The organism is Legionella fallonii LLAP-10, assembly GCF_000953135.1.
Taxonomy (GTDB): Bacteria; Pseudomonadota; Gammaproteobacteria; order Legionellales; family Legionellaceae; genus Legionella; species Legionella fallonii.
Window position 1 is genome coordinate 3767501 of sequence record NZ_LN614827.1, and the last position, 15570, is coordinate 3783070.

The window sequence follows — 15570 nt, forward strand, 5'->3', positions numbered from 1 at the left end:
AAGAGAGTGCCGAACCAATTTCTCCTGTTATGGGGAATCTCCTTCCTGTGCCGTCTATAACAACGAAAGCAGAAACAAAACACGCGGCGCCTCAAACAGAGCAAAATACACCACTAGTTCATGAGGATTTGAACACAGCCCCAGTCCCCCAGTCGCCCTCAGCAGAAGGGACTTTTTTGCAACCTAATAAAATAGATGATTGGAATAGCATAGTATCACAACTCAAATTAGCTGGATTGGCACTCAATGCAATTGAAAATGCAGAGTTTGTGGCTAAGAATGGACGAGATATTATTCTAAAAGTGGCCAAAGGCCATCAATCCTTATTCAGCCCAACAATTCTCTCGCGCATTGAAGCTGCTCTGGCCAATTACTATCAAACCCCAGTCAAAATCACTCTACAAAGTAATGATGCAGTACATGCAACACCAGCTCAACACAAAGAAAAATTAACTCAGGAAAAACAGCAAGGAGCAGAACAGGCATTACAGAATGATCCCTTGCTACAACAGATTAAAAAAGAATTTTCAGCCGAATTGGTCAAAAATTCTATTGTCCCGCTCAAAGATGACTTATAATATTAAAATTAAACCTAAATAGAAGAGGACGTGATGGATATTAATCAAAATCTTGGTAACTTGATGAAAGAAGCTCAAAAGATGCAACAACGCATGCAAGAAGCTCAACAACAATTAAGTCAATTAGTTGTCAGTGGCGAATCTGGCGGTGGCATGGTATCGATTAAAATGAATGGCCGACATGATGTTACAGAAGTCAAAATCAAACCAACACTAATGGATGAAGATGTTGAAATGTTAGAAGATTTAGTTGCTGCAGCAGTGAATGATGCTGTGCGTAAAATTGAAAAAGCATCTAAAGATAAAATTAGCCAATTAACAGCTGGTCTGAACATTCCAACTGATTTGATGGGTGGAGATAAAGGGGAATAAGCCTAACGATGGATACTCTAAGCCGCCTGGTAGACGCTCTTCGCTGTCTTCCTGGCGTAGGACCAAAATCAGCTCAACGTATGGTGTTTCATTTATTGCAACATCAAAGACAGCGGGGTTTGCACCTCGCTTCTTGCTTAGAGCAGGCAATGAATTCTATTGTTTATTGTGAACGGTGCAATAATTACACCGAGCATACGTTATGTAATTTGTGCCAGAATCTCAATAGAGACTCCTCTCTACTTTGTGTAGTAGAAAGCCCTGCCGATGTATCTGCCATAGAACAAAGTAACGCCTTTCAAGGTAAATATTTTGTGCTTATGGGAAAAATATCTCCTCTTGATGGACTTGGACCAGATGATATAGGTTTACCTAAGTTAAAAAACTTGATTATCCAGGAAGGAATTAAAGAGGTTATTCTTGCTTTAAGCCCTAGTGTTGAAGGACAAACTACTGTGCATTTCATTCATCAACTCTTGCGTGAGGAATCGATTAATATTAGCCAATTAGCTCACGGAATACCCTCAGGTGGGGAATTAGAGTTTTTAGATAGCAACACCATAGGAAGTGCACTCCGTAACAGAGCAGTAATTAATGTGTAGAATAAGCCCACGATATAATTATATAAAACTATGTATTTCGCTCTTGATATTATTCTTTTTTACAGGATTTGCCCACGCCTCTTTCCATAAAAGTCTGTGGCCTAAATGGGAAGTGCATAATCCTCTATCTCAAGAAGTTATTTCTCATAAACTCTGGCAGGAATTTCTTGATCGTTGTGTAATTACCAATGAAGAAAAAATTAATTTAGTTAATTATACCAAATTAACTCCGAATGACATAGATTTACTCAAAGAGTACATCCAACAAATGTCTCAGATTAACATAGATAATTATAATCGCCATGAACAACTAGCTTATTGGATCAATTTTCATAATGCCTTGACCATATATACCGTCGCGAGATATTACCCAGTGAGTAATATTCAAGAAATCAATATTTCACCTGGTTTATTCAGTGTCGGTCCTTGGGGAGCTAATCTAGTCACCATAGACAATAATGTTTTATCGCTTGACGACATCAATAATAGAATTATTCGTTCCATTTGGAATGATCCCCGTACCCACTATGCGTTAAATAATGGAACTATTGGCGCCCCTAATCTCAATAAACAAGCATATCAAGGTTTGACTATAGAACAGCAACTCAACGAAGCCGCTGTAACGTACATTAATTCGCTCAGAGGGGTTCAAGTCATTGAAGGTAAATTGATCATTTCTAAACTATATGATTGGTATGAAGAGGATTTTGGCGGAACCAAACAGGGGGTCATCACCCATTTATTGCAGTTTGCCCAAGAACCTCTGCTAAGCCAATTAAAACATACTAATAGCATTGATAGTTATATTTACAACTGGCATTTAAATAGTCCAGCTGACACTATTTCATGAAGAAGAACCAATCTATATCTTATTTTTATTTTTATTTATTATGCAATTTATGTTTCTTTGCTCTTCAGCTTATTCTTATATGCTCACAAAATAGCAGTTTCGTCGGTACCGTTGCTCTACCAGCCAAAATATACTTAGAACTTTTCGCTACATTAATCGTCCACATAAGTCTCTACGTGCTCTTATCATTAGTTCAAACCATTTTACTCATAGCCTTATTAAAAAGATCCTGGCATCATTTCTCCGTGGAACAATGGCAAATCATTATTTGGTCAATATTTGTTTGCGCCATTATCAGCGCCAATGTTTATTTTTTCCCTCTCAGTGTATTTAGCAAGTTATTTTGCCCTCCAATTCCGGTTGAAGTTATGTTAATCGTGTTATGCCTTTCATCTCTGGGGATAATTTTTTTATTACTCAATAGTCTTTGTTATCGCAAAAATCTATGTGCCGCGATCTTGGTGTCGGTTATCATTTCCATCTTTATCTTTACCAGTCATTATTTTGCTACGGAATCAAATCGAGAACAGCAATCTCAACCGAACATTATTATGCTAGGAATTGACTCATTAAGCCCGGAAAGCATTAATAAAGACAATATGCCATTTCTACATCAACTACTCAGCAATAGCATGCAATTTACCAACGCGATTAGTCCATTAGCCAGAACCTATCCTGCGTGGACGAGCATGCTTACCGGTTTATATGCGGAACATCATCATGCTGAAGAAAATTTAGTCCCTAAACAATTTATAGAAAGTAAAAAAAGTATTATTTGGATGCTAGATAAACAAGGCTATGACACCATTTATGCAACAGATGATCGAAGATTCAACAGCATTGATAAGGACTTTGGATTTAAACAAATTATCGGTCCCAAACTGGGCGTTAATGATATCTTACTAGGTACATTCAATGATTTTCCACTCAGTAACTTACTGATTAATGCATGTATCAGCGCACGATTTTTCCCTTATAACTACATCAACAGAGCCAGCTTTTTTTCCTATTATCCCAGCTCATTTGACAGCAAATTACGAAGCCAGTTGTCTCTATCACAAGACAAGCAACCGCTTTTTTTAGCGGTACATTTTACTCTCCCCCATTGGCCCTATGCATGGGCTGAATCGTCACCAGAAGAAGTGAACAATGAATTCAGTATCCTAAAACGTGCTCGGTTGTATCAAAGTGCGCTGCGCCGAGTAGACAAGCAATTCGCTTCATTTTTTAATTTTTTACAAAAAAATCATTATTTTCATAACAGCATAGTAATTATATTAAGCGACCATGGAGAGGTTATATATTCCCCCAATACACGATTGACTAATTATCAAAATTACCAAGGAACACCACCAAGCCGATTTGCTCAATACCTTCAGGATAAAACAGCAACGGTACTCAATAAAAGTGCGGGACATGGCTCAGATATATTAAGCCCCAAACAATATCACAGTGTATTGGCGTTTAATATTTACAAGAATGGCAAAAGAATAACGTCAAATCATAAAATAAATACGCGAATAGCTCTTATTGATATTGCTCCTACGATCCTTGATTTTCTTCATCTCAAAAATCAATACAGCATGGATGGTATTTCCTTATTACCAGCTATTCTGAATCCACAAGCCCAGTTGCCAGAAAGGGCTTTCTTTATTGAAAGCGGCATGTTTCCTAATCAACTGCTCTCCAAAGAAAAAGCCATGGAAATAGGAAAAGAATTTTATACGGTTAATCCCAACAGTGACGAGCTGGAAATCAAACAGAATAAGCTAAAGTATTTTGATGATCAAAAATTATATGGAATTATTAGCGGTAACTGGGTATTAGCTCTTTATCCAGACGATAGAACTTATATAGCAGTTATACAAAATCTTTCTAATGGAGAGTGGACCGACGATTTACACAGCACTTTTGCACAAAAAACACCTGCAAGTGTACTCTCTCAACAGCTTTATCATTTTTATGGAAAGAAATTGTTTCTCCCTCTTCCTTAAGACATATCGAAAAGATAATGTAGGTTGATCCTGCGTCCAGCCTACGTCTTAAATTGCCAACGTTGTTTATCCTCCCCCTTTTTAGCTATTTTGACTTAAAGGAGTAGTTTCTCCGGAATAGTTTCAATATACCGTATAATAAGCTCCTCATCCCCACTTAGCCACCACTGTTCCTAATTCTATCTTCTATTAAATTAAATAATTCCTCTACTCTGTTATTTGTGATGATTGTTTCACTACCATAAATGGCTATGATACGAAACACAGCATCACGATTACGACGTCCCGTATGTATGTGTTGTTTCTCTAAATCATAACCGTAAGGCTCGGTAGCAACATGTCTGATTTTCAACTCATTCCGCAAGGCTTCCATAACGCATTGCAATGCCTGCAATACCTGAGCAATCGCATTTTTTTCAGACAGACTTAAAGGAGGCAGCCATTCCAGAGGTTGACCTTTATTTATGGCAATTAATGTGTACAGTAAATAGCGACTGTCATTATTGGCGAAATAGCCATAGAGATCGAGACACTCCGTTGTAGTTAACTGTCCGTATAAAAGAACCATTTTCTGCGAAAATACGGATAACTTGTTTTCACCAGCAATATCATCTTTCACTAAACGTTGTTGTAATACCATCGCTGCGTCAATCAAACGATTCGGGTTAAACCAAAATTTATAAGCTAGGCCAAGATCATATAATCGTTCGAGAGTGACTTGTTCTTCACTTTCATGTGTATATTTCACCTTTACTGATTTAATTGCTAGTTGAATTAACTCTCTGAACTCTTCATCGACGTCTATCATTATTCCCTGCGGTAGTTCATCCCCATGAAATAAATAATCAACTTCTGGTTTTAAACCCTGTTGCAGGGCTGCGTTATATAAGCTTTGTTCTAATATTTCAATTTGATGATGTAATAAGCCAATTCGTGTACGGACCGAAACTAGTTTTTCGGGATGGATTAATTCTTTAAATAATTTATCCGGATATAGCTTGTAGATAAATAGGGCATTAACTAAATCAACTAATTTAGGCGAGGCGAAAAAGTCTAATGCTGATTGAAGCTGTGATGAGGTCCACTCATGAAATAAGGAAGACAACTCAGCCTCTTGAACATTATTTTCATTACAAAAATCGACTACGGCAATCAACCACATCTGTAGATTGTCTTGTCTAAATATCTTTTTGAATACTGCAGAATGCTCCCCTGCGTTGTTAGCAGTAGTAGGAGGGAAATGAGACAATCGATTAAAATAATAATAAAGAGAAGCTATTTCCTTGAGTATTTTACACTCTTCTTGATGATGGACTGTTTTATATAGCTGTTGCTTCAAGTGTAAAATTAAAGCATATTGTTGTTGCCAAGTCAGTGCTCTATCAGGCTCAGGTAATTCGATACGTTCTCTTGTTATAGAGGCATCAATTATTTGAAGATAATCAAGATATTTCTGAGATAAAGTATTACATAATGCATCGATCTCAGCAGAAAAAAGAGCGTGTTCTTTCTCATGTTGCACATATTTATTTAAGCGACTTTCTAATTGTTTTTGTTCGTATTTAATTTCTGCTATAGCCTTATATTCATCCTTAATAAGCCATTGCAATATATTAGGTGTATTTTGAGCCATCCTTGCCTCCTCAAAAAAGCATTTTCAAACCAATAAGACATGCCCCTAATTTAAACATAACATCAAAATAAAAAATTTACTTGCCTTTTATTAAACAAATTGTTCAAATATTAAAAACACAGATAAAATACTCTTTCTAAATAATTAAAATTATTTGCAACCAAGGAGTAAAATTGACAAAATTAAACCAAACTTTTAATCTTCTAGGAGCAAATCGATGTCACAAGGCCATTATTTGCTATTTATTGACCCGACACCGGTCAGTGAAGACCTAAAGGATTATTTTTTAAAGTTTAATTTAGATATAATTCAGCAGAGTGCATTACACCCTATACATCTAGAAAAAGAAATGCCTACTGCGATTTTAATTCATTGGTCCATTTTACAACCGGATCCCAAAGCAATTCATCAACTTTACAATAACTATCCAGTGCCTCTACTCGTCATCAATGACGTTGTCAATGAAGAAATGTGTATTTCTATGCTTGAGGCGGGAGCAGATGATTGCGTTACTAAACCGCTTTATCCTCGCGAATTACACGCTCGAATCAATGCCATTTCTCGGCGAGTTCTGCGCACCCAACAAAAAATAGACCACGAAAAAGAAGTAATTATGTTCACCAATTGGCGCTTATATCCAGCTTCTCGCCAAGTCTTTGGAGATAACAACCAAGAGTTGCTCTTAAGTGCGGGAGAATATGATTTATTACTGACTTTTGTCCAACAACCGCAACGTATACTCGATAGAGAGTTTCTCTTACAAATCACTAAAAATAGTGACCTTAATCCCTTTGATCGGCGAATAGACGTACAAATAAGTCGCTTACGGCAAAAAATAGAGGCAGATGCCAAAAAGCCGGCTTTAATTAAAACCATTCGTAATGGAGGATATATGTTTACTGCTAGAGTGGTTTCTCTAAAAGAAAGAGACGTAGAAGGATAGATTTTTCCCAAGAGTGTTTCAGTTTGTTCATTTTATGATAAAATGCGCCCTCAATAAAAATTGATGTACACGATGTAAAAGTAGTGTTGAATCCTATCCATTAAATCTACACCGTTACACCAGCTAACTGGATAAGATTGAGCATGCCCTCAAAAACCATTGAAGTGAATATGAGTGAAGTACGTTTTACTTCAGATGAAAATACCGCGTTAACTACCCATGGCCTCACCACGTGCATCGCGTTTCTCGTACAAGGTTCGTTTTGGGATGACGACGAAGATGAGGAAATTGAGTATTGTGGATTATATCATTGGACTGGCTTTGACCTATCATCAACACCGCATGATCAACAAGCAGTCAATATATTAACTCACTTCTTCGAAAAATTACGGGCTTTTGCTGGACTAGGGGCTACAAGTGATATCACTATAGAAACATTAGCGTTTATTGGTGGCGAGAAAGAACAAAGAGATGCAACGAATAAAATATTGGTTTCTGGAACTGAAGCCGAGGTCAACTCATTAAAAAAAGCAGTTACTGCATTTAATTTTGCCGCACTACATTTGTCCCTGTCCCCTGAAGATATTAGTTATCAGCACTTTTTAACCTCTGGTGAACAAAGTATTTCTATTGAGTTAGACATATCAGAATATACTGTTCAATTTGAGGAGACTACTCCTGAAACACAAGATGATATAAAAGAGCAAGATGATATGGAATATTCCAGTACAACGATGTTATCCGCTTAAAAATAAAGGCTAATTGGAAAGAGCAATTTATCATTTTTATTGCAACCAGTTATTATATTTCTACTGCATTCACTGTTATACTGTCGAATTCAAAATAAATGAAGAACATGGGATGTTATGTGGATCGTTTGGATTGCTCTTTCACGACCTTACACATTTATAGTATTAGCTCTGATGCTCCTTATTATTGGGCCACTCGCTATCATGCGAACCCCAACAGATATTTTTCCCGACATTAATATTCCCGTCGTCAGTGTAGTGTGGAACTACACTGGTTTGCCCCCTGATGAAATGGGGAATAGGATAACCAGTGTGTTTGAGCGTGCAGTAACCACCACGGTTAATGATATAGAACATATCGAGTCAGAATCATTAATTGGCGTCAGCGTTATTAAGTTGTTTTTTCAACCTGATGTTAATGTGGATATGGCTCTGAGCCAAGTTACAGCTATAGCACAAACCATGCTCCGCAACCTACCACCAGGAACGCTACCCCCACTGATTTTGAGTTATAAAGCATCAACAGTTCCTGTTTTGCAACTAGTTTTATCCAGTGCCACACTCCCTGAGCAAAACTTAAATGACCTGGGGAATAATTTCATTCGTACACAGCTAGCTACAGTGCAAGGCGCGGCATTACCTTATCCTTACGGAGGAAAAACGCGCCAAATCCAGGTGGACTTAGATCCTCAAGCCATGCAAACTTATGGCCTGTCAGCCCAAGGAGTTAATGCCGCGATATTGGCACAAAATCTTATCTTACCTGCAGGAACCCAAAAAATTGGTCAATATGAATACATTGTTAAATTAAATGGTAGTCCTCTCAAAGCAGAGGAACTCAATGATGTACCGGTAAAAACGACTCCAGGACGAGTGCTGTATGTGCGTGACGTGGCTCATGTGCGCGATGGTTTCGCACCACAAACTAACATCGTACGCGTGAACGGAGAACGCGCCGTAATGATGTCCATACAAAAAACAGGGAATGCTTCTACCCTAGATATTGTTAGTCGCATTAAGGACTTAATCCCTAAAATTAAAGAAAGCCTGCCTAATGGACTGAATTTAACCTTATTGGCCGATCAGTCAATCTTTGTGACTGCTGCCATTAAAGGAGTCATTGTCGAAGGAGTTATCGCAGCAGCCTTAACGGGACTGATGATTCTATTATTTTTAGGCAGTTGGCGCAGTACGTTAATTATTACCTTGTCTATTCCTTTATCCGTCATAGCCTCTATTACGCTACTTTCCGCCCTAGGACAGACAATAAATATTATGACCCTAGGGGGCTTGGCTTTAGCTGTAGGTATTTTAGTCGATGATGCTACAGTAGCTATTGAAAATATTAATTGGAATTTAGAACAAGGCAAAGAGGTGGAGCAGGCTATTCTAGACGGAGCGAAGCAAATTGCTATACCTGCATTAGTATCAACTTTATGTATTTGTATTGTATTCGTACCGATGTTTTATTTAGGTGGCGTGGCGCAATATCTGTTTGTTCCCTTAGCAGAAGCCGTTATTTTCGCTATGCTCGCTTCTTACATCTTATCGCGTACTCTTGTCGCCACATTGGCTAAATATTTATTAAAACCCCATGACTTAATCAAAGAACATCAACAAACTAACAATCGTTTTGTTCGTTTTCATAATGCTTTTGAGGAAAAATTTGAAGCCTTCCGTAAGCGTTATTATGCCTTATTATCACGAGTACTAGAAAATGCCTCTCTATTTATCGGTGGTTTTCTCGCTTTTGTCGTTGTCTCAATAGTTCTACTATGGCCATGGCTTGGTGCCGATTTCTTCCCCAACGTTGATGCAGGACAAATTAAACTTCACATACGTGCCCCAACAGGTACACGTGTAGAAGAAACGGCTCGTCTTGTTGATAATATTGACACTCAAATTAGACGGATCATCCCGGAGAAGGATCTGGATAATATCGTAGATAATATTGGCTTGCCGGTAAGCGGTATTAATTTATCTTATAGCAACTCGGCGCCAGTAGGACCAGCTGATGCCGATATATTAATTTCATTAAAAGATGGTCATAAGCCAACCCCAGACTACGTCAAAACACTAAGAACAGAATTACAAGAAAAATTCCCCGGCGTGAGCTTTGCTTTTCTTCCAGCGGATATTGTGAATCAAATTATTAACTTCGGTCTCTCATCTCCCATAGACCTCCAAATTATTGGCTTAAAAGAAGAAGAAAATACAAAGTATGCTGATCGACTATTAAAACGTCTAAAGTTAGTGCCAGGTCTTGTTGATGTCCGCATTAGACAAGCCAATAACTATCCTGAATTTATGGTAACCGTCGATCGCAGCAAAGCCAGTGAATTAGGATTTACCCAATATGATGTAGCATCAGACTTATTAATTACCTTATCAGGTAGTTTCCAAACAACACCAACATTTTGGTTAAGCCCACAAAATGGAGTTTCTTACCCTATTGTGACTCAAGCACCGCAATACGTTATGGATTCACTTCAGGCCTTACGCAATGTCCCTATTTCGAATATAAATGCCCCCAATCAAGCACAAATTTTAGGTGCTCTATCAACAATCAAACGGATTAATGGGCCTGTAGTAGAATCTCATTATAATGTTCAACCCGTTATTGATATTTTTGCTGCAGTTCAGGATAGAGATCTAAAATCTGTGGCTAATGATATCAATGAAATTCTTGAACAAACTAAAAAAGAAGTACCTAAAGGCTCTTCCGTTGTGGTACGTGGTCAGATTCAAACACAACATCATTCTTTTAACGGTCTTTATTGGGGATTGATATTCTCTATCTTATTAGTTTATTTATTAATTGTTATTAATTTCCAGTCATGGACTGATCCTTTCATCATTATTACAGCACTACCTGCCGCTATAGCAGGGATTACCTGGATGTTATTTATGACATTTACCCCTTTAAGCGTGCCTGCCTTAACTGGGGCAATCATGTGTATGGGGGTAGCAACAGCCAATAGTATTCTTATTGTTAGTTTTGCCCGAGAGCATCTGGTTGAAACAAATAACCCTTTCGAAGCAGCTCTTGAAGCAGGGAAAACTCGCTTACGTCCAGTTTTAATGACTGCTTTAGCGATGATTATCGGCATGATGCCCATGGCTCTTGGGCTTGGTGATGGAGGAGAACAAAATGCTCCATTAGGGCGTGCCGTGATAGGTGGATTATCTTTTGCCACTGTCTCCACGCTCTTTTTCGTCCCTTCTGTTTTTTATGTCATTCACCATCGCAGATTAAAGGCAAAGCAAAGGAAAGAACATGATTAAACGAATGCATACACAAATCAAAAAATCATCAAATCCGCGTATCACAATAATCATTGCTCTTATTAGTCTGTTTGTTTTGATCGTTATTGCTTGTCGCATCTATGCAGCTATTGTTTTACGTAACGAAACTAAATTCAATGCCATCCCTGTGGTGGCTACTATTTCACCCCAACAGGTTACAGGGACCGAAAGAATAATTTTACCTGGCAACGTACAAGCCTGGCATGAAGCGACCATTTATGCACGGACTAACGGCTATATAAAAAAATGGTATGTCGATATAGGCAGTCACGTTAAAAAAGGAGATTTACTCGCTGTTATTGAAACACCTGAACTTGATGCTCAATATGCACAAGCAAAGTCGGACTTAAACACTGCTATAGCAAACAATAACTTAGCTCAGTCAACAGCGAAACGATGGTTAAATTTATTAAAAACTGATTCAGTTTCTAAACAGGAAACCGATGAAAAAGTCAGCTCCGCAATCGCATTACAGGCTGTGGTGGCATCGGCGCAAGCGAATGTTGAACGCTTAAAAGAATTAGTTAGTTTTGAACGTGTTATCGCACCTTTTGATGGGGTGATTACCTCTCGAACTACAGATATTGGCGCATTAATTAATGCCGGTAGTAGCCTAAATGGAGTTGCCCTATTTAAATTATCACAGACGGATCCGTTAAGAATCTACGTTAATATACCGCAGAATTACAGTTCCCGCATAACCCCGAATATGGCTGTTACCTTAACCTTTGCAGAACATCCAGGACAGGTTTTTCCGGCAAAACTAATAGATAGCGCTCAAGCTATTGACCCAGCCTCATTTACTTTATTAGCCCAATTTTGCGCAGAAAATAAAAAAGGGATTTTGCTCCCTGGTGGATACACCGAAGTCACGTTTAACTTTCCTGTATTAGCAACCACTGTTAGATTACCAGTCAATGCCCTTCTTTTTCGAGCAGAGGGGTTACAAGTAGCTATTGTGGACAAAAACAACAAAGTGGTGTTGAAGTCCATTAAAATAAGCCGTGATTTTGGCTCCGAGGTTGAAATTGAATCAGGAATAACCCCTAAAGATAAAATCATTATAAATCCTCCGGACTCTATATTGGCAGGAGAACAAATACGAGTTGCCTCATGAGAAAAATAGCTGCACTAGCGACATTGGCATTTGCTCTGAATAGTTGCAACCTAGCACCTACTTATCAACGACCTTTTATGCCAGTTCCCGATCATTTTAAAGAAACGGGAAAATGGGTTCCTGTTAAAATTGCTCCCCCACAAGGCACACCAGGCCCTTGGTGGCTAGTATTTCATGATCGCACATTAAACGAACTAGAAGAAAATATCATTCCTGCAAACCAAGATTTGAAAGCAGCATTCGCCCGTTATCAAGAAGCCAGTGCTTTAGCTCAAGTAGCGCGAGCCGCCTTATTCCCAACCATTGAAGCAATATCTAATGCATCGAGGCAGAAAACCTCTGTGACTATGGCTAATCCCAGCACTATGCCTATTTATAATAATTATTTACTTGGTGCTGATCTAGATTATGAAATTGATGTATGGGGAAGTGTACGTAATGCAGTGAAACAAGGTAAAGCCCTTGCCAAAGCAAGTGAAGCAGATCTTGCTGCTGCCACTTTAAGCTTACATGCAGCTCTTGCGAATAACTATTTCTCTTTAAGGGCAGCAGATGAATCACAACGAATTTTAGACACTACGGTAGTTGCATATCAAAAAGCTCTTTATTTAACAAAGCAACGACATAAAGGCGGAGCCGCACCAATTGCCGATGTTGATGAGGCAGAAACTCAACTAGAAAATGCGAAAACAATGGCAGCGGATATACGTTTACAACGTGCCCAACTGGAACACGCCATTGCAATTCTCATTGGTAAATTTCCAGCAGATTTTTCCTTACCCCCAGGGAAATTACCTAGAGACTATATAAGTGTTTCTCCTGATTTACCGTCTACTCTTTTAGAGCGTAGACCTGATATTGTAGCGGCAGAACTACGGGTGGAAGCAGCAAATGCTAACATAGGCATTGCCCGTGCCGCCTTTTTCCCTCAATTCAATTTGTCTGGAATTCTAGGTGTTCAAAGCAAAACGTTATCTAATCTTTTCTCTAAGCCCAGCCTATTCTGGGCTATTGGTCCAGCTACATCTCTATCATTGATTCAACCAACAGCATCTATGATTCTTTTTGATGGAGGGAAACTATCGGGGTTATTAAGACAAGCCAATGCTAGTTATTTTGAAACAGTGGCTAATTATCGCCAAACCGTATTAACCGCTGTGCAAGAGGTTGAAGATTACTTAGTCGCCATAAGGCAGCTAGATAAAGAAAAGCGCACGGCTATCGCTGCAACAAAAGCCGCACAACGAGCTTTGGTCCAATCCAAATATAGATATATTGGCGGCGTCATTACCTTTCTCGAAGTAGTCGTTGTCGAAAATACAGCCCTACAAACGGAACTTGCAGAAGTCAATATACGCCTAAGAAGGCAAACAGCCAGTGTTCAATTGATCAAGGCATTAGGTGGGGGATGGTTCATTACGCCACCTGACAAACCAAAGGCTCACCAGCATAAGCAGAAAAGCCTCTCATAAAAGTAGGTATGATTGGTGGGGAAAACAGAGGAAATCTCGGTGTCGGGCAATTTGTTGCCCGGCGAAACCATCTCTTGAAAACTCCAGACTTAAAAACGCTAATTTCGGATAAGACAGCATCTACATTATCCCGCGATCTTATCCGAAAGGGGTAAGTACGATTATCCTTTTTTAACAAATTCAGATTTTAATTTCATAGGACCAATTCCTTCAATTTTACAATCGATATTATGGTCGCCCTCAACAAGCCTAATATTTTTGACTTTAGTTCCCACTTTGACTACTGCCGAAGAGCCTTTGACTTTCAAATCTTTTATGACAGTAATAGAGTCACCATTTTGTAATATATTACCATGCGCATCTTTAACAAGAAGGGCCTGTTCATGTGCCATTTCACGTTCTTCTAAAGACCATTCGTGACTGCATTCTGGACAAACAAAAAGTGAACCGTCGCGATAAGTATATTCTGAATTGCATTCTGGACAATTAGGAGCAGTATCCATATTATTCTCAATTAGTTGATTGTTTTATGCATTGTACCCTTTTGGCAATTGATGTCCAATAATAGTGCCGCCCTAGAACGAATATCTAGCTAAAAATTATAATTACTTTTCTGTGAGGAAAAGCTAGCCTCTCGATGCGCATCACGATTTTTTCGTTTTCGCTCTTTAATACCCGCGAAAAACTGCTCACGCCTTTTTTCCCGACACTGTTCATGGAGTGCTGTCCAATCCACTTCTTTAGGATGTTTACGTGATGAAAGCTCTCCTAAAGATTCCTCTCTACTAAAAAGAATATAGGCTGTATCTCTTGCTTGTATTTTTTGATTTCCTTTGACAGCCCATAATATACCTTTATGATCAGCACCAAAAAGAGAACCACCATAACTGAAAATAGGCATTCCTGAGCGCAATAAGTGAGTACGAAATAAACTGGCCAGAGCCTTGTTCTTGTGGTCACTGCCACAACAATAGCAATGAATGGCAGAAATCTGATGAGCAACAATTAAAAAATCACTATTAAATCGTGCAGCAACCTCTTTGATATCAAGCCAATTGGTCTTAGAGAAGTCAGAGTTATTTGCTAATTGGTTAGGATGTTCATCCGCTCCATGAGCGCAAATAAAAATCTCCAACGGCTCATTTGCAAGTAGTGCCGTATCTAAGTCAGAATCATCGCCATAAAAAATGATACGTATGGGATGAGAGGAGTTCAATTGATGATTTTTTTTCCAATGCTCAACTGATGAAGTTAAGTCACCGGCAGCATGATGAGCAAAGGGAACATACAGAACGATCATAACAAATTCTCAATCTAAAAGTACTAATATTACACAAAAAAGCTTAACATATTATTATTTCACCAATAACTAAGCGATTAGTTGTATACTATTTTCACGGTTGATTATTTAGACGTATTTATCTAATATCAGCCGACGTATTGAGTTTGAGAGCAAAACGTCTTTGGCTTCAGTGATTCAAACTTGTCGCATGATGGATGCTCTTATAACACTCTATAATGAGCCATTTATAAAAAATTAAAGGATTAACATGTTAAAAAATATACTTCTCCCAATATCATTTAGTCTTGCAACATTTATACCTCATTCCAGTTATTCTGCCCCTGTTTTTGATGATGCCTCTCTATCAAGCCAGTGTCATGTTTTGGCCAAACACCTTGGGGAAATAAAAGAAAGCCAAAAAAGAGCCTCCTGCTCTTATAAGCTCTATATGTCTGGTATTTATGTTGATAATTCTGGTGATAAAATAATAGAAAAACAATACTCTAATGCCACAGAATGCCTAAACGATGCTATTGAGTTTTTAATTTTTGCGCAAAAATTTAATTGTGAACGACTTGCTGAAATTACTGAAATAAAAAAAGAATTAATCCAAATTAAACGACAAATAAGAGACAAGTAAAAATTAAACTCGTACATATAAAATAGCTTCAG

At 38.3% G+C, this 15570-nt stretch carries 14 protein-coding genes (1 of these 14 running past the window's edge); 11 read left to right on the forward strand and 3 right to left on the reverse strand.

The features are described 5' to 3' along the window. From dnaX to LFA_RS15680, 5 genes are all read left to right on the forward strand, one after another. A protein-coding gene (gene dnaX, locus LFA_RS15660; protein WP_045096996.1) for a DNA polymerase III subunit gamma/tau crosses the window boundary here: on the forward strand, positions 1-578 show its 3' end. It extends 1240 nt beyond the left edge of the window; the window shows 578 of its 1818 coding nt (coding positions 1241-1818); its start codon lies beyond the left edge, outside the window; it ends in the stop codon at positions 576-578. 33 nt (positions 579-611) lie between these two features. Next, a complete protein-coding gene (locus tag LFA_RS15665; RefSeq protein ID WP_045096997.1) occupies positions 612-950 on the forward strand; it encodes a YbaB/EbfC family nucleoid-associated protein in 339 nt (112 codons plus the stop codon). An 8-nt stretch (positions 951-958) separates the two neighbouring features. Beyond that, the gene (gene recR / locus LFA_RS15670) at positions 959-1552 is read left to right on the forward strand and encodes a recombination mediator RecR (RefSeq protein ID WP_045096998.1); all 594 of its coding nucleotides are present in this window, start codon (positions 959-961) and stop codon (positions 1550-1552) included. Further along, positions 1545-2402 carry a DUF547 domain-containing protein gene (locus tag LFA_RS15675; RefSeq protein WP_045096999.1) on the forward strand — a complete coding sequence of 286 codons (858 nt, stop codon included), beginning with the start codon at positions 1545-1547 and terminating at the stop codon, positions 2400-2402. Before recR ends, LFA_RS15675 begins: the two co-directional genes overlap by 8 nt. A 368-nt stretch (positions 2403-2770) precedes the next feature. After that, positions 2771-4396: a sulfatase-like hydrolase/transferase gene (locus LFA_RS15680; RefSeq protein ID WP_231865864.1), complete on the forward strand. Its 1626-nt coding sequence runs from the start codon at positions 2771-2773 to the stop codon at positions 4394-4396. 157 nt (positions 4397-4553) lie between these two features. Here LFA_RS15680 and LFA_RS15685 read toward each other — a convergent pair whose 3' ends face one another. Continuing rightward, the gene (locus LFA_RS15685; protein WP_052674010.1) at positions 4554-6029 is read right to left on the reverse strand and encodes a hypothetical protein; all 1476 of its coding nucleotides are present in this window, start codon (positions 6027-6029) and stop codon (positions 4554-4556) included. A gap of 217 nt (positions 6030-6246) precedes the next feature. On the opposite strand from LFA_RS15685, the gene LFA_RS15690 reads away from it, so the two are divergent. The 5 genes from LFA_RS15690 (at position 6247) to LFA_RS15710 (ending at position 13616) form a co-directional block, all read left to right on the forward strand. Then, the gene (locus LFA_RS15690) at positions 6247-6972 is read left to right on the forward strand and encodes a winged helix-turn-helix domain-containing protein (protein WP_045097001.1); all 726 of its coding nucleotides are present in this window, start codon (positions 6247-6249) and stop codon (positions 6970-6972) included. Between the two features lie 143 nt (positions 6973-7115). Beyond that, on the forward strand, positions 7116-7721 hold the full coding sequence (locus tag LFA_RS15695; protein WP_045097002.1) for a hypothetical protein: 606 nt from the start codon (positions 7116-7118) through the stop codon (positions 7719-7721). Between the two features lie 117 nt (positions 7722-7838). Next, positions 7839-11006 carry an efflux RND transporter permease subunit gene (locus LFA_RS15700; protein WP_045097003.1) on the forward strand — a complete coding sequence of 1056 codons (3168 nt, stop codon included), beginning with the start codon at positions 7839-7841 and terminating at the stop codon, positions 11004-11006. Then, positions 10999-12144 (forward strand): efflux RND transporter periplasmic adaptor subunit, encoded by a 1146-nt coding sequence (locus LFA_RS15705; protein ID WP_045097004.1) that lies wholly within the window; start codon positions 10999-11001, stop codon positions 12142-12144. The genes LFA_RS15700 and LFA_RS15705 overlap by 8 nt, the downstream gene beginning before the upstream one ends. Further along, the gene (locus tag LFA_RS15710; protein ID WP_045097005.1) at positions 12141-13616 is read left to right on the forward strand and encodes an efflux transporter outer membrane subunit; all 1476 of its coding nucleotides are present in this window, start codon (positions 12141-12143) and stop codon (positions 13614-13616) included. Before LFA_RS15705 ends, LFA_RS15710 begins: the two co-directional genes overlap by 4 nt. 161 nt (positions 13617-13777) lie before the next feature. Here the strand turns inward: LFA_RS15710 and LFA_RS15715 are convergent, their stop codons facing one another. Beyond that, positions 13778-14119 (reverse strand): zinc ribbon domain-containing protein YjdM, encoded by a 342-nt coding sequence (locus LFA_RS15715; protein ID WP_045097006.1) that lies wholly within the window; start codon positions 14117-14119, stop codon positions 13778-13780. Positions 14120-14208: 89 nt separating this feature from the next. After that, positions 14209-14916, reverse strand: coding sequence for a hypothetical protein (locus tag LFA_RS15720; protein ID WP_045097007.1), 708 nt, complete (start codon positions 14914-14916; stop codon positions 14209-14211). 250 nt (positions 14917-15166) lie between these two features. Between LFA_RS15720 and LFA_RS15725 the strand changes: the two genes are divergently transcribed. Next, entirely contained in the window at positions 15167-15538 is a 372-nt protein-coding gene (locus LFA_RS15725) for a hypothetical protein (protein ID WP_045097008.1), read from the forward strand. Positions 15539-15570: the final 32 nt, after the last annotated feature.